This is a genomic window from Pseudomonas sp. KBN12P06040 (assembly GCF_037574965.1).
Taxonomy (GTDB): Bacteria; Pseudomonadota; Gammaproteobacteria; order Pseudomonadales; family Pseudomonadaceae; genus Pseudomonas; species Pseudomonas aeruginosa.
On sequence record NZ_JBBELS010000002.1, the window covers coordinates 420,722 to 437,775 of the forward strand.

Sequence of the window (17,054 nt, forward strand, 5' to 3'; positions counted from 1 at the left end):
CCTTGCCTGACATCCAGTTTGTCGTTTTCAGAAGACGGCTGCACTGAACGTCAGAAGCCGACTGCACTATAGCAGCGGAGGGGTTGGATCCATCAGGCAACGACGGGCTGCTGCCGGCCATCAGCGGACGCAGGGAGGACTTTCCGCAACCGGCCGTTCGATGCGGCACCGATGGCCTTCGCGCAGGGGTAGTGAATCCGCCAGGATTGACTTGCGCTGCCCTACCTCTCACTAGTGAGGGGCGGCAGCGCATCAAGCGGTGAGCGCACTCCGGCACCGCCAACTTTCAGCACATGCGTGTAAATCATCGTCGTAGAGACGTCGGAATGGCCGAGCAGATCCTGCACGGTTCGAATGTCGTAACCGCTGCGGAGCAAGGCCGTCGCGAACGAGTGGCGGAGGGTGTGCGGTGTGGCGGGCTTCGTGATGCCTGCTTGTTCTACGGCACGTTTGAAGGCGCGCTGAAAGGTCTGGTCATACATGTGATGGCGACGCACGACACCGCTCCGTGGATCGGTCGAATGCGTGTGCTGCGCAAAAACCCAGAACCACGGCCAGGAATGCCCGGCGCGCGGATACTTCCGCTCAAGGGCGTCGGGAAGCGCAACGCCGCTGCGGCCCTCGGCCTGGTCCTTCAGCCACCATGCCCGTGCACGCGACAGCTGCTCGCGCAGGCTGGGTGCCAAGCTCTCGGGTAACATCAAGGCCCGATCCTTGGAGCCCTTGCCCTCCCGCACGATGATCGTGCCGTGATCGAAATCCAGATCCTTGACCCGCAGTTGCAAACCCTCACTGATCCGCATGCCCGTTCCATACAGAAGCTGGGCGAACAAACGATGCTCGCCTTCCAGAAAACCGAGGATGCGAACCACTTCATCCGGGGTCAGCACCACCGGCAAGCGCCGCGACGGCCGAGGTCTTCCGATCTCCTGAAGCCAGGGCAGATCCGTGCACAGCACCTTGCCGTAGAAGAACAGCAAGGCCGCCAATGCCTGACGATGCGTGGAGACCGAAACCTTGCGCTCGTTCGCCAGCCAGGACAGAAATGCCTCGACTTCGCTGCTGCCCAAGGTTGCCGGGTGACGCACACCGTGGAAACGGATGAAGGCACGAACCCAGTTGACATAAGCCTGTTCGGTTCGTAAACTGTAATGCAAGTAGCGTATGCGCTCACGCAACTGGTCCAGAACCTTGACCGAACGCAGCGGTGGTAACGGCGCAGTGGCGGTTTTCATGGCTTGTTATGACTGTTTTTTTGTACAGTCTATGCCTCGGGCATCCAAGCAGCAAGCGCGTTACGCCGTGGGTCGATGTTTGATGTTATGGAGCAGCAACGATGTTACATGTTACGCAGCAGGGCAGTCGCCCTAAAACAAAGTTAGGCATCACAAAGTACAGCATCGTGACCAACAGCAACGATTCCGTCACACTGCGCCTCATGACTGAGCATGACCTTGCGATGCTCTATGAGTGGCTAAATCGATCTCATATCGTCGAGTGGTGGGGCGGAGAAGAAGCACGCCCGACACTTGCTGACGTACAGGAACAGTACTTGCCAAGCGTTTTAGCGCAAGAGTCCGTCACTCCATACATTGCAATGCTGAATGGAGAGCCGATTGGGTATGCCCAGTCGTACGTTGCTCTTGGAAGCGGGGACGGATGGTGGGAAGAAGAAACCGATCCAGGAGTACGCGGAATAGACCAGTTACTGGCGAATGCATCACAACTGGGCAAAGGCTTGGGAACCAAGCTGGTTCGAGCTCTGGTTGAGTTGCTGTTCAATGATCCCGAGGTCACCAAGATCCAAACGGACCCGTCGCCGAGCAACTTGCGAGCGATCCGATGCTACGAGAAAGCGGGGTTTGAGAGGCAAGGTACCGTAACCACCCCAGATGGTCCAGCCGTGTACATGGTTCAAACACGCCAGGCATTCGAGCGAACACGCAGTGTTGCCTAACCCTTCCATCGAGGGGGACGTCCAAGGGCTGGCGCCCTTGGCCGCCCCTCATGTCAAACGTTAGACATCATGAGAAACACAGTGCCCGCCGAGATTTCGGTACAGTTATCACAGGCACTCAACGTCATCGAGCATCATCTGGGATCGACGTTGCTGGCCATGCATTTGTATGGCTCTGCACTCGACGGTGGCCTGAAGCCATACAGTGACATTGATTTGCTGGTTACTGTGACCGCACGGCTCGATGAGAGTGTGCGGCAAGCTCTGTTCGTCGATCTCTTGGGGGTTTCCGTTTTCCCTGGTCAAAGCAGAGTTCTCCGCGCCTTGGAAGTTACCATTGTCGTGCACAGTGACATCGTTCCTTGGCGCTATCCGGCCAGACGGGAACTGCAATTCGGGGAGTGGCAGCGCAAAGACATTCTTGCGGGCATCTTCGAGCCTGCGACAACCGATGTTGATCTAGCCATTCTGCTAACAAAAGCAAGGCAACATAGCCTTGCCTTGGCCGGTTCGGCTGCGGAAGATTTCTTCAACCCAGTCCCGGAAAGCGATCTGTTCAAGGCACTGGCCGACACCCTGAAACTATGGAACTCACAGCCGGATTGGATAGGTGATGAGCGGAATGTAGTGCTTACTTTGTCTCGTATTTGGTACAGCGCAGCAACCGGCAAGATCGCGCCGAAGGATGTTGCCGCCAACTGGGTAATGGAGCGTTTGCCAGTTCAACATCAGCCCGTGCTGCTTGAAGCCCGGCAGGCTTATCTTGGACAAGGAGAAGATTGCTTGGCTTCGCTCACGGATCAGTTAGAGGCGTTTGTTCACTTCGTGAAGCATGAAGCCACTAAACTGCTTGGTGCCACGCCAATGATGTCTAACAATTCATTCAAGCCGACGCCGCTTCGCGGCGCGGCTTAATTCAGGCGTTAGACGGCAGAATAAATTTTTGCGATCTCTTATGGAAAATTACTTTGACAGTCCCTTCAAAGGGAAACTACTTTCAGAGCAAGTGACTAACCGCAACATCAAAGTTGGTCGGTACAGCTACTACTCTGGTTACTATCACGGGCATTCATTTGATGACTGCGCACGATACTTGCTCCCAGACCGTGATGACGTTGACAAACTAATCATCGGCAGCTTTTGCTCCATCGGAAGCGGGGCTTCTTTCATCATGGCGGGCAATCAGGGTCACCGGCATGACTGGGTAACATCTTTCCCTTTCTTCTACATGCAAGAAGAGCCAGCTTTTTCAAGTTCAACGGACGCCTTTCAAAAGGCCGGTGACACCATCGTCGGCAATGATGTCTGGATAGGATCAGAGGCAATGATTATGCCCGGCATCAAGATTGGAGATGGCGCGGTAATAGGCAGCCGATCGTTGGTGACGAGAGATGTAGAACCCTATACCATCATTGGCGGAAACCCTGCAAAGCAAATTAAAAAGCGATTCTCTGACGAGGAGATTTCATTACTCATGGAAATGGAGTGGTGGAACTGGCCGTTAGATAAAATCAAAACAGCTATGCCCCTTCTCTGCTCTTCAGACATTTTTGGTCTGCACAGGCATTGGCGTGGGATTGCCGTCTAACAAGCGCCAGCACATCGCGCCTGCGGCGCTGGACTCGCAACAAGTTGCTCGCCCGTGTGGCGGGCGTTAGATGCACTAAGCACATAATTGCTCACAGCCAAACTATCAGGTCAAGTCTGCTTTTATTATTTTTAAGCGTGCATAATAAGCCCTACACAAATTGGGAGATATATCATGAAAGGCTGGCTTTTTCTTGTTATCGCAATAGTTGGCGAAGTAATCGCAACATCCGCATTAAAATCTAGCGAGGGCTTTACTAAGCTTGCCCCTTCCGCCGTTGTCATAATCGGTTATGGCATCGCATTTTATTTTCTTTCTCTGGTTCTGAAATCCATCCCTGTCGGTGTTGCTTATGCAGTCTGGTCGGGACTCGGCGTCGTCATAATTACAGCCATTGCCTGGTTGCTTCATGGGCAAAAGCTTGATGCGTGGGGCTTTGTAGGTATGGGGCTCATAATTGCTGCCTTTTTGCTCGCCCGATCCCCATCGTGGAAGTCGCTGCGGAGGCCGACGCCATGGTGACGGTGTTCGGCATTCTGAATCTCACCGAGGACTCCTTCTTCGATGAGAGCCGGCGGCTAGACCCCGCCGGCGCTGTCACCGCGGCGATCGAAATGCTGCGAGTCGGATCAGACGTCGTGGATGTCGGACCGGCCGCCAGCCATCCGGACGCGAGGCCTGTATCGCCGGCCGATGAGATCAGACGTATTGCGCCGCTCTTAGACGCCCTGTCCGATCAGATGCACCGTGTTTCAATCGACAGCTTCCAACCGGAAACCCAGCGCTATGCGCTCAAGCGCGGCGTGGGCTACCTGAACGATATCCAAGGATTTCCTGACCCTGCGCTCTATCCCGATATTGCTGAGGCGGACTGCAGGCTGGTGGTTATGCACTCAGCGCAGCGGGATGGCATCGCCACCCGCACCGGTCACCTTCGACCCGAAGACGCGCTCGACGAGATTGTGCGGTTCTTCGAGGCGCGGGTTTCCGCCTTGCGACGGAGCGGGGTCGCTGCCGACCGGCTCATCCTCGATCCGGGGATGGGATTTTTCTTGAGCCCCGCACCGGAAACATCGCTGCACGTGCTGTCGAACCTTCAAAAGCTGAAGTCGGCGTTGGGGCTTCCGCTATTGGTCTCGGTGTCGCGGAAATCCTTCTTGGGCGCCACCGTTGGCCTTCCTGTAAAGGATCTGGGTCCAGCGAGCCTTGCGGCGGAACTTCACGCGATCGGCAATGGCGCTGACTACGTCCGCACCCACGCGCCTGGAGATCTGCGAAGCGCAATCACCTTCTCGGAAACCCTCGCGAAATTTCGCAGTCGCGACGCCAGAGACCGAGGGTTAGATCATGCCTAGCATTCACCTTCCGGCCGCCCGCTAGCGGACCCTGGTCAGGTTCCGCGAAGGTGGGCGCAGACATGCTGGGCTCGTCAGGATCAAACTGCACTATGAGGCGGCGGTTCATACCGCGCCAGGGGAGCGAATGGACAGCGAGGAGCCTCCGAACGTTCGGGTCGCCTGCTCGGGTGATATCGACGAGGTTGTGCGGCTGATGCACGACGCTGCGGCGTGGATGTCCGCCAAGGGAACGCCCGCCTGGGACGTCGCGCGGATCGACCGGACATTCGCGGAGACCTTCGTCCTGAGATCCGAGCTCCTAGTCGCGAGTTGCAGCGACGGCATCGTCGGCTGTTGCACCTTGTCGGCCGAGGATCCCGAGTTCTGGCCCGACGCCCTCAAGGGGGAGGCCGCATATCTGCACAAGCTCGCGGTGCGACGGACACATGCGGGCCGGGGTGTCAGCTCCGCGCTGATCGAGGCTTGCCGCCATGCCGCGCGAACGCAGGGGTGCGCCAAGCTGCGGCTCGACTGCCACCCGAACCTGCGTGGCCTATACGAGCGGCTCGGATTCACCCACGTCGACACTTTCAATCCCGGCTGGGATCCAACCTTCATCGCAGAACGCCTAGAACTCGAAATCTAACGTCCGTTCGGGCATCGAGGTCCATGTCGGGGTGGGACGGGCCCGTGGCTTCAAGATCACTTGCAGTCCGACCGCGATGTCTTGGTTGCGCGAGAGGTTGTCGATATCCTCCACTTCCATCATCAACCCTGGATAATGCCGCCGCCGTCATCGCCGCCGACGCCCGTGCCGGGCTTTTCGGGCCTGTCAGGCTTGCTCGGCCTTCAGCCTGCCTGGGCGAGATCTCCGGCGGACGGATTAACGGCGGAGCTTCGCCGCCTTTCGTGCGTGTGAAGGCCGAAGATAGTTCTCTCAAAAACATCCGTTTATGAGAGATACCAAATGTCATTTTCAGAAGACGACTGCACCAGTTGATTGGGCGTAATGGCTGTTGTGCAGCCAGCTCCTGACAGTTCAATATCAGAAGTGATCTGCACCAATCTCGACTATGCTCAATACTCGTGTGGGCTCTGTTGCAAAAATCGTGAAGCTTGAGCATGCTTGGCGGAGATTGGACGGACGGAACGATGACGGATTTCAAGTGGCGCCATTTCCAGGGTGATGTGATCCTGTGGGCGGTGCGCTGGTATTGTCGCTATCCGATCAGCTATCGCGACCTTGAGGAAATGCTGGCGGAACGCGGCATTTCGGTCGACCATACGACGATCTATCGCTGGGTCCAGTGCTACGCCCCGGAGATGGAGAAGCGGCTGCGCTGGTTCTGGCGGCGTGGCTTTGATCCGAGCTGGCGCCTGGATGAAACCTACGTCAAGGTGCGGGGCAAGTGGACCTACCTGTACCGGGCAGTCGACAAGCGGGGCGACACGATCGATTTCTACCTGTCGCCGACCCGCAGCGCCAAGGCAGCGAAGCGGTTCCTGGGCAAGGCCCTGCGAGGCCTGAAGCACTGGGAAAAGCCTGCCACGCTCAATACCGACAAAGCGCCGAGCTATGGTGCAGCGATCACCGAATTGAAGCGCGAAGGAAAGCTGGACCGGGAGACGGCCCACCGGCAGGTGAAGTATCTCAATAACGTGATCGAGGCCGATCACGGAAAGCTCAAGATACTGATCAAGCCGGTGCGCGGTTTCAAATCGATCCCCACGGCCTATGCCACGATCAAGGGATTCGAAGTCATGCGAGCCCTGCGCAAAGGACAGGCTCGCCCCTGGTGCCTGCAGCCCGGCATCAGGGGCGAGGTGCGCCTTGTGGAGAGAGCTTTTGGCATTGGGCCCTCGGCGCTGACGGAGGCCATGGGCATGCTCAACCACCATTTCGCAGCAGCCGCCTGATCGGCGCAGAGCGACAGCCTACCTCTGACTGCCGCCAATCTTTGCAACAGAGCCGGTCGAGAGACTGCGAGCCATCGGCTTTGGAGACGCGGGCATATCCGATCAGCATGTATCACAAACGTTGGTTTGAGGCGGCGCTTCGGCCACGATTGCATTGACCTCTGGAAATGTATCTCAACCAGCTTCATAAATAAAGCGTCTTGAACGCTATCAGATTTTGAAAAAGGAACATGTATGCCGCGTCGCGTCACTCTAACCGATCGGCAGAAAGACGCGCTGTTGCGCTTGCCGACTTCACAGACGGATTTGCTCAAGCACTATACGCTGAGTGATGAAGACCTTGGGCATATCAGGCTGCGTCGGCGCGCTCACAACAGGTTCGGCTTCGCCCTGCAATTGTGTGTCCTGCGCTATCCCGGCCGGGTGCTGGCTCCAGGCGAACTGATCCCTGCAGAGGTCATCGAATTTATCGGAGCGCAGCTTGGCCTGGGTGCCGACGATCTCGTAGACTATGCTGCCCGCGAGGAAACACGGCACGAGCATCTTGCCGAGTTACGGGGGCTCTACGGCTTCCGCACCTTCTCCGGACGTGGTGCGAGGGAGCTGAAGGAATGGTTGTTCCGAGAAGCCGAGATGGCGGTGTCGAACGAGGATATCGCCCGTCGCTTCGTAGCCGAGTGCCGACGCACCCGCACTGTCCTTCCCGCGACATCCACGATCGAGCGGCTTTGTGCCGCGGCTCTCGTCGATGCCGAGCGACGCATCGAGACGAGGATCGCCAGTCGGCTGCCTATGCCGATCCGAGAACAGTTGCTGGCATTGCTCGAGGAGACGGCTGATGATCGGGTGACCCGTTTTGTGTGGCTGCGCCAGTTCGAGCCTGGCTCGAACTCTTCGTCGGCCAACCGGCTGCTCGACCGGCTCGAATATCTGCAACGCGTCGATCTCCCCGAGGATCTGCTTGCCGGCGTTCCTGCCCATCGGGTGACTCGTCTGCGCAGGCAGGGTGAACGGTATTATGCCGACGGCATGCGCGATCTCCCGGAGGACAGGCGGCTTGCGATCTTGGCTGTTTGCGTCTCGGAATGGCAGGCGATGTTGGCCGACGCAGTGGTCGAAACCCACGACCGGATCGTCGGCCGTCTCTACCGTGCTTCGGAGCGTATTTGCCATGCAAAGGTCGCAGACGAAGCGGGGGTGGTGCGTGACACCCTGAAATCCTTCGCCGAGATCGGGGGCGCCCTGGTCGATGCACAGGATGATGGCCAGCCGCTGGGCGATGTCATCGCGAGTGGGTCAGGGTGGGACGGCTTAAAAACCCTTGTTGCAATGGCAATCAGGCTGACCGCCACCATGGCCGACGATCCGCTCAATCATGTGCTCGACGGTTATCACCGCTTCCGCCGATTCACTCCACGCATGTTGCGCCTGCTCGATCTGCGAGCTGCGCCCGTTGCACTGCCGCTTCTGGAAGCGGTGACGGTCCTTCGTACCGGTTTGAACGATGCCGCGATGACCAGCTTCTTGCGGCCCAGCTCGAAATGGCATCGCCACCTTCGGGCCCAGAGGGCTGGCGACGCTCGCCTATGGGAGATCGCGGTGCTGTTCCATCTGCGCGATGCGTTCCGCTCCGGAGATGTCTGGCTTACTAGGTCCCGGCGCTATGGCGATCTGAAACACGCACTCGTTCCGGCACAAGCCATCGCGGAAGGCGGTCGTCTCGCTGTGCCATTGCGGCCGGAGGAATGGCTGGCAGACCGGCAAGCTCGCCTCGACATGCGGTTGCGCGAGCTTGGCCGTGCCGCTCGCGCAGGCACGATCCCGGGCGGGTCGATTGAGAACGGCGTTCTGCATATCGAGAAACTCGAAGCCGCCGCGCCGACAGGCGCCGAAGATCTGGTGCTCGATCTCTACAAGCAGATCCCGCCCACGCGCATCACCGATCTCCTGCTGGAGGTGGATGCGGCGACCGGCTTCACCGAAGCGTTCACCCATCTGCGCACAGGAGCACCCTGCGCTGACCGGATCGGGCTAATGAACGTTATCTTGGCGGAAGGGATCAACCTCGGCTTGCGCAAAATGGCGGATGCGACAAACACCCACACCTTCTGGGAATTGATCCGCATTGGACGGTGGCATGTCGAGGGCGAAGCCTATGACCGGGCGCTGGCCATGGTGGTCGAGGCACAGGCAGCGTTACCCATGGCCCGGTTCTGGGGCATGGGCACGTCGGCTTCGAGCGACGGACAGTTCTTCGTCGCTACAGAGCAAGGTGAGGCCATGAACCTGGTCAACGCGAAATATGGCAATACCCCGGGCCTGAAAGCCTATAGCCACGTCTCCGACCAATATGCGCCGTTCGCAACCCAGGTGATTCCTGCAACGGCAAGCGAAGCGGCTTACATCCTCGATGGCCTGCTGATGAACGATGCTGGACGCCATATCCGCGAGCAGTTCACCGACACGGGCGGCTTCACCGATCACGTCTTTGCCGCATGTGCCATTCTCGGCTACCGGTTCGCTCCGCGCATCCGCGACCTGCCATCCAAACGGCTCTACGCGTTCAATCCGTCGGCCGCCCCGGCGCACCTGCGAGCGTTGATCGGCGGAAAGGTCAACCAAGCCATGATCGAGCGCAATTGGCCCGACATCCTGCGCATCGCCGCCACCATTGCTGCCGGGACCGTCGCGCCAAGCCAGATTCTGCGGAAACTCGCCTCCTATCCGCGGCAGAACGAGCTCGCGACAGCCCTGCGGGAAGTCGGTCGCGTCGAGCGCACCCTGTTCATGATCGACTGGATTCTGGATGCCGAACTCCAACGGCGTGCCCAGATCGGGCTCAACAAAGGCGAAGCTCATCATGCGCTGAAGCGGGCAATCAGCTTCCACCGCCGCGGTGAAATCCGCGACCGTTCCGCCGAAGGCCAGCATTACCGCATCGCCGGCATGAATCTGCTCGCCGCCATCATCATCTTCTGGAACACCATGAAGCTCGGCGAGGTCGTTGCAAACCAGAAACGCGATGGAAAGCTGCTATCGCCCGATCTCTTGGCCCATGTTTCGCCGCTCGGATGGGAACACATCAATCTCACCGGAGAATATCGCTGGCCAAAGCCTTAGCGTAGGATTCCGCCCCCTCCCGCAAACGACCCCAATTACGTGGGTCATTGTTGTTCTCCTTCTCAGTGGCCCATGAGTTGATCAATGGCGTCAGGTTTATCGTGAACACCAAAGCGATCCACGATAGTGGCGCTGGCCTCGTTTAAGCCCAGCACTTCGACTTCAGTACCTTCACGGCGGAACTTAATGACTACCTTGTCCAGGGCTGCAACAGCGGTGATATCCCAGAAGTGTGCACGATTCAGGTCGATGGTTACCTTGTTCAGGGCTTCCTTGAAGTCGAAGGCTGCGACGAACTTGTCAGCCGAGCTGAAGAACACCTGACCGGTGACGTTATAGCTACGATGCTCGCCGGCTTCGTCCAGCGAAGAACTGATCGCCATGTAATGGCCAACCTTGTTGGCGAAGAACATCGCAGCCAGTAGCACGCCGGCTAACACGCCGAAGGCCAGGTTGTGGGTGGCCACCACGACCACCACGGTGACGACCATGACAATGTTGGTCGACAACGGATGCTTCTTCAGGTTGCGCAGCGAATCCCAACTGAAGGTGCCGATGGACACCATGATCATCACTGCCACCAGCGCAGCCATTGGGATCTGCTTCAGCCAGTCGCCGAGGAAAACCACCATCAGCAGCAGAAATACGCCTGCGGCAAGAGACGACAGGCGAGAACGACCGCCGGATTTCACGTTAATGATCGACTGACCAATCATCGCGCAGCCAGCCATACCGCCGATCAGACCCGAAGCAATGTTGGCCACGCCCTGGCCCTTGCACTCGCGGTTCTTGTCACTCGGGGTGTCGGTCAGGTCGTCGACAATGGTCGCGGTCATCATCGACTCCAACAGACCGACCACAGCCAGTGCTGCCGAATAAGGAAAGATGATGGCCAGCGTCTCGAATGTCAGCGGCACATCAGGCCAGAGGAAGATCGGTAGCGTATCCGGCAGTTCACCCATATCACCGACCGTGCGGATATCCAGACCAACCGACATGGCGACGGCGGTCAGCACGATGATGCACACCAGCGGCGATGGGATGAGCTTGCCGATCTTGGGGACATAGGGGAACAGATAGATGATGCCGAGGCCTGCGGCTGTCATGGCGTAGACGTGCCAGGTGACATTAGTCAGCTCGGGCAGCTGAGCCATGAAAATCAGGATCGCCAGTGCATTGACAAAACCGGTCACCACCGAGCGCGAGACGAAGCACATCAGCGATCCGAGCTTCAGGTAGCCAGCAGCAATTTGTAGCACGCCACATAGCAGCGTGGCGGCCAGCAGATATTCAAGACCATGGTTCTTGACCAGAGTCACCATCAGCAGTGCCATGGCACCCGTTGCGGCCGAAATCATGCCTGGGCGGCCACCGACAAAGGCGATCACCACAGCGATACAGAAAGAGGCGTAAAGGCCGACCTTAGGGTCAACGCCAGCAATGATCGAGAAGGCGATGGCTTCAGGGATTAGGGCCAGTGCGACCACAAGACCGGCGAGGATGTCGCCACGGATGTTGGATAACCAGGTTTGTTTTAACGAGTGGAGCATCAGAATTCCCAAGGCAATGGATCGCGCAGCACAGCATGGCGCAGGCCAAGTGCAGCTGGTCGATACGAGGTCAAATGTCGGATGTAGAGGAGCTGTGGCGGGTGTTAAAACCTAAAGCACAGCAGAAAGCGACCGCTGGCAGAGCAAGCAGTCACAGATGATGCGGGGGGGCGAAGCGCTATGGCGGCGTAGGCAGCCAGATCATGTTTTGCAGGGTAAGCATGAGGTCTTATCGAGTGTCTTTAGTAACTCAATGGCCGCAACAGTCTACAGGAAGAGGGCAATTTCTGCGAGTCACCCCCGGACTAGGGCGTCCTGTTTGGATGTCAGCCTGAGCTATACCCTAACTGTGTCATTTTCAGAAGACGACTGCACCAGTTGATTGGGCGTAATGGCTGTTGTGCAGCCAGCTCCTGACAGTTCAATATCAGAAGTGATCTGCACCAATCTCGACTATGCTCAATACTCGTGTGCACCAAAGCGAGGTGAGCATGGCGACGGAGGCTCTGTTGCAAAGATTGGCGGCAGTCAGAGGTAGGCTGTCGCTCTGCGCCGATCAGGCGGCTGCTGCGAAATGGTGGTTGAGCATGCCCATGGCCTCCGTCAGCGCCGAGGGCCCAATGCCAAAAGCTCTCTCCACAAGGCGCACCTCGCCCCTGATGCCGGGCTGCAGGCACCAGGGGCGAGCCTGTCCTTTGCGCAGGGCTCGCATGACTTCGAATCCCTTGATCGTGGCATAGGCCGTGGGGATCGATTTGAAACCGCGCACCGGCTTGATCAGTATCTTGAGCTTTCCGTGATCGGCCTCGATCACGTTATTGAGATACTTCACCTGCCGGTGGGCCGTCTCCCGGTCCAGCTTTCCTTCGCGCTTCAATTCGGTGATCGCTGCACCATAGCTCGGCGCTTTGTCGGTATTGAGCGTGGCAGGCTTTTCCCAGTGCTTCAGGCCTCGCAGGGCCTTGCCCAGGAACCGCTTCGCTGCCTTGGCGCTGCGGGTCGGCGACAGGTAGAAATCGATCGTGTCGCCCCGCTTGTCGACTGCCCGGTACAGGTAGGTCCACTTGCCCCGCACCTTGACGTAGGTTTCATCCAGGCGCCAGCTCGGATCAAAGCCACGCCGCCAGAACCAGCGCAGCCGCTTCTCCATCTCCGGGGCGTAGCACTGGACCCAGCGATAGATCGTCGTATGGTCGACCGAAATGCCGCGTTCCGCCAGCATTTCCTCAAGGTCGCGATAGCTGATCGGATAGCGACAATACCAGCGCACCGCCCACAGGATCACATCACCCTGGAAATGGCGCCACTTGAAATCCGTCATCGTTCCGTCCGTCCAATCTCCGCCAAGCATGCTCAAGCTTCACGATTTTTGCAACAGAGCCTCTATGATGATCTTGCTTCCGGCGGTCGTGATGATCGCCCTGGCTTGACTGCCTGCCTCAAGTCATTGCGTGACGGCGATGTGCTGGTGGTCTGGAAGCTCGATCGCCTCGGACGATCGCTTGCCCATCTGGTCAACACGGTGAAGGAGCTGTCAGACCGCAAGATCGGCCTGCGGGTTCTGACTGGAAAGGGCGCTCAGATCGACACCACGACTGCGTCCGGTCGCATGGTGTTCGGAATCTTCGCCACCTTAGCCGAGTTCGAGCGGGATCTGATCCGAGAGCGCACCATGGCGGGTCTCGCCTCCGCGAGAGCGCGCGGTCGCAAGGGCGGACGAAAATTCGCGCTCACCAAAGCTCAGGTGCGTCTCGCGCAAGCCGCCATGGCCCAGCGCGATACTTCAGTTTCCGATCTCTGCAAGGAACTCGGCATCGAGCGCGTCACTCTCTACCGATATGTCGGTCCCAAAGGCGAGCTCAGAGACCATGGAAAGCATGTTCTCGGACTTACGTAGCAACTCGTTTCTTTTCGCAGGTTGAGCCACCTCCGCGCTTCATCAGAAAACTGAAGGAACCTCCATTGAATCGAACTAATATTTTTTTTGGTGAATCGCATTCTGACTGGTTGCCTGTCAGAGGCGGAGAATCTGGTGATTTTGTTTTTCGACGTGGTGACGGGCATGCCTTCGCGAAAATCGCACCTGCTTCCCGCCGCGGTGAGCTCGCTGGAGAGCGTGACCGCCTCATTTGGCTCAAAGGTCGAGGTGTGGCTTGCCCCGAGGTGATCAACTGGCAGGAGGAACAGGAGGGTGCATGCTTGGTGATAACGGCAATTCCGGGAGTACCGGCGGCTGATCTGTCTGGAGCGGATTTGCTCAAAGCGTGGCCGTCAATGGGGCAGCAACTTGGCGCTGTTCACAGCCTATTGGTTGATCAATGTCCGTTTGAGCGCAGGCTGTCGCGAATGTTCGGACGCGCCGTTGATGTGGTGTCCCGCAATGCCGTCAATCCCGACTTCTTACCGGACGAGGACAAGAGTACGCCGCAGCTCGATCTTTTGGCTCGTGTCGAACGAGAGCTACCGGTGCGGCTCGACCAAGAGCGCACCGATATGGTTGTTTGCCATGGTGATCCCTGCATGCCGAACTTCATGGTGGACCCTAAAACTCTTCAATGCACGGGTCTGATCGACCTTGGGCGGCTCGGAACAGCAGATCGCTATGCCGATTTGGCACTCATGATTGCTAACGCCGAAGAGAACTGGGCAGCGCCAGATGAAGCAGAGCGCGCCTTCGCTGTCCTATTCAATGTATTGGGGATCGAAGCCCCCGACCGCGAACGCCTTGCCTTCTATCTGCGATTGGACCCTCTGACTTGGGGTTGATGTTCATGCCGCCTGTTTTTCCTGCTCACTGGCAAAATATGTATAGGTTGGGGCGTATACTTCGATCCCGAGCCCTACACATAGGGGGTTTTGCCAGATTTAAGGTTGGTCTTTGCCAAAAACGTATACTTATGCGGGGCTTAGCTCGCTTTTGAGTGGCGGAAGTATACGCTAAAAAGACGAGATGACGACTCCAAAAATTTGATATTTCTGAGTCATCATCGCACGGGTAAGGCCCTGCGCAGGCCCACTCATCGATCAATTTTTGATCTAGCGGATCTCCTTGGGTTTAGCATAGGGCAAGGGACGATCTAGGTCTTCTATGGTCAGACCGCTGCGCACAGCGTTGTGACTCCAGCGGACAAACTGCTCCAGCAGGCTGTTGTTCTCGCGTGTAAGCCGCTCTACACGGCGTTCCAAGAGGTGCACTCGCTCGAGAGCCTTCTCAGTCTCTACAGCGCTACGAGGGCCGCCAACGGCGCCTTCCTCCCTGGCGTGCTCCTTGGCATGATCCCAAGCGGCTTTGATGCGAGGGTGCCTCAGCATCGCAGCCTTGGTGTACTTGTGGCCGATCTCAACCTCCAGCATCGCCAGATAGCGATCCCAGGTCAGTTTTCCGGCCCAGCCATCAAGGAGCCTTACAGCCTTCTCAATGCCACTGTCGGTTAGCTTTGGTGCGCCCACTTAGAAGAACCCCATTTCCAGTAGCAGCGACTCATCCTCGTCCACGGCCTGAGTGCTTTTGTTCTCGATTGATTGCGTTACGCCGCCGATGATCCGCACAGCTTCAGCTAAGCCTGCCTTGGATTGAGCATTCTCCGGCGGAGGCAGTGTGACCAAGGTGCCGTCTGTGATGCTTGGGTCATTCATCAGATCAAGCACCTGACGCCATGCATTGAACTTCGGTACATGGAGCCTTAGCCATCTTGATGCCCCTGGCTCCCCTCGTTCTACAGCGCCCTGAGCGTCTGAGACGGCTTTTTCATGGAGCTTGAACTGAAACTCAGCTTCGTCCTTGTGACGCTTGTCGCCCTTCACAAAGGTGTGCTCGGAGCAGCTGACACAGTCCTTGTCCTTGGGGCATGGGGTGAGCGCGTGGTCGTGACGACAGATCCCGTACCGCGTGCGATGAGTCGCGCCTAGCTCCATGCGAAGGGCTTCTTCACGGGATAGACCGTGAGCGACTGAGATTGAGGTCACTTTCTTATCCAGATGACCGTGAACGTTGAGTGCCCTGGTTTGAACGCCCATCTTCAGGTAGGCCTCAATGAAGGCTTCCTGGGGGATATGGTCATACCATTCATTTTGGGAGACGTTCTTACGTCCAGACCAAAATGCGATAAGGGCTTCGCTCAGATGCTTGCTTTGAGCCAGCGTATTCAACAGGTGGCGGAAGTTATGTGTTGTGATGGCAATTGAGCTTCCGTCCTGATTAGCTTTGCCGTTCCTGCTGAAGATCGTTACCCCTTTTGGGTTAGCGCCGAGCTGATTGTTGATCTGATTCGTGGTGATAGGCGCGGGAAGATAAAGTAACGACTCACCGTCCGGCCTGAGGGTATTCATTGGGAATATAAAAAGCGCTTCATGCCATTTAATACCGGTATGTCCATCCAGTATCGGGAAGATTGAAGGTAACTTCCCTAATACGTATTTTTCTAGTGAGTCGAATTCGAATAGTGGTGCTTGGTTGGTGTGTGCTCCATTTGCCATGCGGCCTTTATCATTTGTGCTTTCGCCAGTGGCAATCAGCCCATAACCCCGAAAAGCGTGAGAGTTCACGATTGCAGTCGCTTTTCCAAGAATCTTAGAGGCTTCATGCAAAGTTATCGGCAGGTTTCGTAAGTGCTCAGTACCCGGTGGTAAGTAGATTTTGGTAGGGTTATTTGCATACCAGGCAGCAGCTGTTCTGGCCGTGGCGCCAAGCTCGACGAGATAATCCACCGTCTTCTGAATTACCACCTCAAACTCATCCGAAGCTGCAAATTTGGTCATCGGCTGCGCACCCTTCGCAGGGGCCCATGCAATACCCAGAACGGTGCCTTCCTCAGAATCAACATTACGAAGGCAGTTTACTGGCAGGCTTAGGATCTCACTTGACCTGCTTGGAGCGTACATGGCCAAGGTTACAAACGAAGTAATAACTCTGTCAGGCACATGTTTGCTTGTGTGGTGAATGTCCGCAAGAGCCAGAATGGATTCCAGAGATGGCAGTCGTGCAGCAACTTTTTCAGTTTGCTTCGGCGATATCCGGTCGTTCCTCACTGGAGGGGAGTATGCAATCGGACTACTCCATTCAAGGTGGTTTGGAGTCAGTCGTGCTGGATTGATAATTTCAGTTACAAGTCGTTCAAGTACCCTTGATGTATGCCATGGATCTTTGAATCGCCCCTTCAAAAGATCCGCAGCATTATCCAATACAATTGGCGTAACGTTGGTGATGCAGGGCTTCAATCTGGAGTTAAGCAATGCTTGCTCGATTGCCTGTAATGCGTAGAGGTGTCGCTTGAATTCAGAGAGCTTTAAGCGGCGCATGGTCTCGCTAAAAGCGGCCTTTGCGAAATTCAAGAAGTCCCCCTCAAATGGGACTTGGACTGCCGACTTGCTGCCGGACTCATCGCGAAGTGACTTGAAATGAGCGACTTTCTTGATCTTGCCCTGGCTTCTGCCAATGTTAAATGAAGTAATGTCCCAGCTATTGCTAGTCCAGTCAACGTCGGTGAATGGGAAATTTGTCTTGGCATGAGAAATATATTGCTCCAAGTTTTGCTTGGCGCTTAGTTGTTCTTTGCCGACAAAGTGTATTATCTCGCCCATTGGTT

15 protein-coding genes are annotated in these 17,054 nt (G+C 57.0%); 10 read left to right on the forward strand and 5 right to left on the reverse strand.

The features are described from left to right. Positions 1 to 221 precede the first annotated feature (221 nt). Positions 222 to 1,235: a class 1 integron integrase IntI1 gene (gene intI1 / locus VQ067_RS32920; protein WP_000845054.1), complete on the reverse strand. Its 1,014-nt coding sequence runs from the start codon at positions 1,233 to 1,235 to the stop codon at positions 222 to 224. Positions 1,236 to 1,402: 167 nt separating this feature from the next. On the opposite strand from intI1, the gene aac(6')-Ib reads away from it, so the two are divergent. The 8 genes from aac(6')-Ib to VQ067_RS32965 all read left to right on the forward strand — a co-directional run bounded on the left by aac(6')-Ib (position 1,403) and on the right by VQ067_RS32965 (position 9,919). Then, positions 1,403 to 1,957: an AAC(6')-Ib family aminoglycoside 6'-N-acetyltransferase gene (gene aac(6')-Ib, locus VQ067_RS32925; RefSeq protein WP_063840280.1), complete on the forward strand. Its 555-nt coding sequence runs from the start codon at positions 1,403 to 1,405 to the stop codon at positions 1,955 to 1,957. Between the two features lie 69 nt (positions 1,958 to 2,026). Further along, the gene (locus tag VQ067_RS32930) at positions 2,027 to 2,872 is read left to right on the forward strand and encodes an AadA family aminoglycoside 3''-O-nucleotidyltransferase (RefSeq protein ID WP_088177134.1); all 846 of its coding nucleotides are present in this window, start codon (positions 2,027 to 2,029) and stop codon (positions 2,870 to 2,872) included. A gap of 40 nt (positions 2,873 to 2,912) precedes the next feature. Continuing rightward, positions 2,913 to 3,545: a type B-3 chloramphenicol O-acetyltransferase CatB6 gene (locus tag VQ067_RS32935; RefSeq protein WP_063843229.1), complete on the forward strand. Its 633-nt coding sequence runs from the start codon at positions 2,913 to 2,915 to the stop codon at positions 3,543 to 3,545. 174 nt (positions 3,546 to 3,719) lie between these two features. Continuing rightward, positions 3,720 to 4,067, forward strand: a complete 348-nt coding sequence (locus tag VQ067_RS32940; RefSeq protein ID WP_000679427.1) for a quaternary ammonium compound efflux SMR transporter QacE delta 1 — start codon at positions 3,720 to 3,722, stop codon at positions 4,065 to 4,067. Beyond that, complete coding sequence (gene sul1 / locus VQ067_RS32945; RefSeq protein WP_000259031.1) at positions 4,061 to 4,900, forward strand: sulfonamide-resistant dihydropteroate synthase Sul1; 840 nt, start codon at positions 4,061 to 4,063, stop codon at positions 4,898 to 4,900. Before VQ067_RS32940 ends, sul1 begins: the two co-directional genes overlap by 7 nt. Positions 4,901 to 5,027: 127 nt before the next feature. Next, positions 5,028 to 5,528 (forward strand): GNAT family N-acetyltransferase, encoded by a 501-nt coding sequence (locus VQ067_RS32950; RefSeq protein WP_000376623.1) that lies wholly within the window; start codon positions 5,028 to 5,030, stop codon positions 5,526 to 5,528. Between the two features lie 506 nt (positions 5,529 to 6,034). Continuing rightward, on the forward strand, positions 6,035 to 6,799 hold the full coding sequence (locus VQ067_RS32960; protein WP_001389365.1) for an IS6-like element IS6100 family transposase: 765 nt from the start codon (positions 6,035 to 6,037) through the stop codon (positions 6,797 to 6,799). Positions 6,800 to 7,033: 234 nt separating this feature from the next. Beyond that, entirely contained in the window at positions 7,034 to 9,919 is a 2,886-nt protein-coding gene (locus VQ067_RS32965; protein ID WP_010794533.1) for a Tn3 family transposase, read from the forward strand. A gap of 62 nt (positions 9,920 to 9,981) precedes the next feature. Here the strand turns inward: VQ067_RS32965 and VQ067_RS32970 are convergent, their stop codons facing one another. Beyond that, positions 9,982 to 11,469, reverse strand: a complete 1,488-nt coding sequence (locus VQ067_RS32970; RefSeq protein WP_340081051.1) for a SulP family inorganic anion transporter — start codon at positions 11,467 to 11,469, stop codon at positions 9,982 to 9,984. A 556-nt stretch (positions 11,470 to 12,025) separates the two neighbouring features. Then, positions 12,026 to 12,790, reverse strand: coding sequence for an IS6-like element IS6100 family transposase (locus tag VQ067_RS32980; RefSeq protein WP_001389365.1), 765 nt, complete (start codon positions 12,788 to 12,790; stop codon positions 12,026 to 12,028). A 48-nt stretch (positions 12,791 to 12,838) separates the two neighbouring features. On the opposite strand from VQ067_RS32980, the gene VQ067_RS32985 reads away from it, so the two are divergent. Continuing rightward, positions 12,839 to 13,366 carry a recombinase family protein gene (locus VQ067_RS32985; RefSeq protein ID WP_237043905.1) on the forward strand — a complete coding sequence of 176 codons (528 nt, stop codon included), beginning with the start codon at positions 12,839 to 12,841 and terminating at the stop codon, positions 13,364 to 13,366. Positions 13,367 to 13,431: 65 nt separating this feature from the next. Continuing rightward, complete coding sequence (gene aph(3'')-Ib / locus VQ067_RS32990) at positions 13,432 to 14,235, forward strand: aminoglycoside O-phosphotransferase APH(3'')-Ib (RefSeq protein WP_010794532.1); 804 nt, start codon at positions 13,432 to 13,434, stop codon at positions 14,233 to 14,235. Positions 14,236 to 14,505: 270 nt separating this feature from the next. Here the strand turns inward: aph(3'')-Ib and VQ067_RS32995 are convergent, their stop codons facing one another. Together VQ067_RS32995 and VQ067_RS33000 are read right to left on the reverse strand one after the other, a co-directional pair. Further along, the gene (locus tag VQ067_RS32995) at positions 14,506 to 14,919 is read right to left on the reverse strand and encodes a hypothetical protein (RefSeq protein ID WP_103518201.1); all 414 of its coding nucleotides are present in this window, start codon (positions 14,917 to 14,919) and stop codon (positions 14,506 to 14,508) included. Further along, positions 14,920 to 17,049, reverse strand: coding sequence for a hypothetical protein (locus tag VQ067_RS33000; protein ID WP_103518202.1), 2,130 nt, complete (start codon positions 17,047 to 17,049; stop codon positions 14,920 to 14,922). Positions 17,050 to 17,054 lie beyond the last annotated feature (5 nt).

Bases quoted from the DNA above. Each gene is read 5' to 3' on its own strand.
- intI1 (WP_000845054.1), bottom strand. From the start codon at position 1,235: ATGAAAACCGCCACTGCGCCGTTACCACCGCTGCGTTCGGTCAAGGTT.
- VQ067_RS32930 (WP_088177134.1), top strand. From the start codon at position 2,027: ATGAGAAACACAGTGCCCGCCGAGATTTCGGTACAGTTATCACAGGCA.
- VQ067_RS32935 (WP_063843229.1), top strand. From the start codon at position 2,913: ATGGAAAATTACTTTGACAGTCCCTTCAAAGGGAAACTACTTTCAGAG.
- VQ067_RS32940 (WP_000679427.1), top strand. From the start codon at position 3,720: ATGAAAGGCTGGCTTTTTCTTGTTATCGCAATAGTTGGCGAAGTAATC.
- sul1 (WP_000259031.1), top strand. From the start codon at position 4,061: ATGGTGACGGTGTTCGGCATTCTGAATCTCACCGAGGACTCCTTCTTC.
- VQ067_RS32950 (WP_000376623.1), top strand. From the start codon at position 5,028: ATGGACAGCGAGGAGCCTCCGAACGTTCGGGTCGCCTGCTCGGGTGAT.
- VQ067_RS32960 (WP_001389365.1), top strand. From the start codon at position 6,035: ATGACGGATTTCAAGTGGCGCCATTTCCAGGGTGATGTGATCCTGTGG.
- VQ067_RS32965 (WP_010794533.1), top strand. From the start codon at position 7,034: ATGCCGCGTCGCGTCACTCTAACCGATCGGCAGAAAGACGCGCTGTTG.
- VQ067_RS32970 (WP_340081051.1), bottom strand. From the start codon at position 11,469: ATGCTCCACTCGTTAAAACAAACCTGGTTATCCAACATCCGTGGCGAC.
- VQ067_RS32980 (WP_001389365.1), bottom strand. From the start codon at position 12,790: ATGACGGATTTCAAGTGGCGCCATTTCCAGGGTGATGTGATCCTGTGG.
- VQ067_RS33000 (WP_103518202.1), bottom strand. From the start codon at position 17,049: ATGGGCGAGATAATACACTTTGTCGGCAAAGAACAACTAAGCGCCAAG.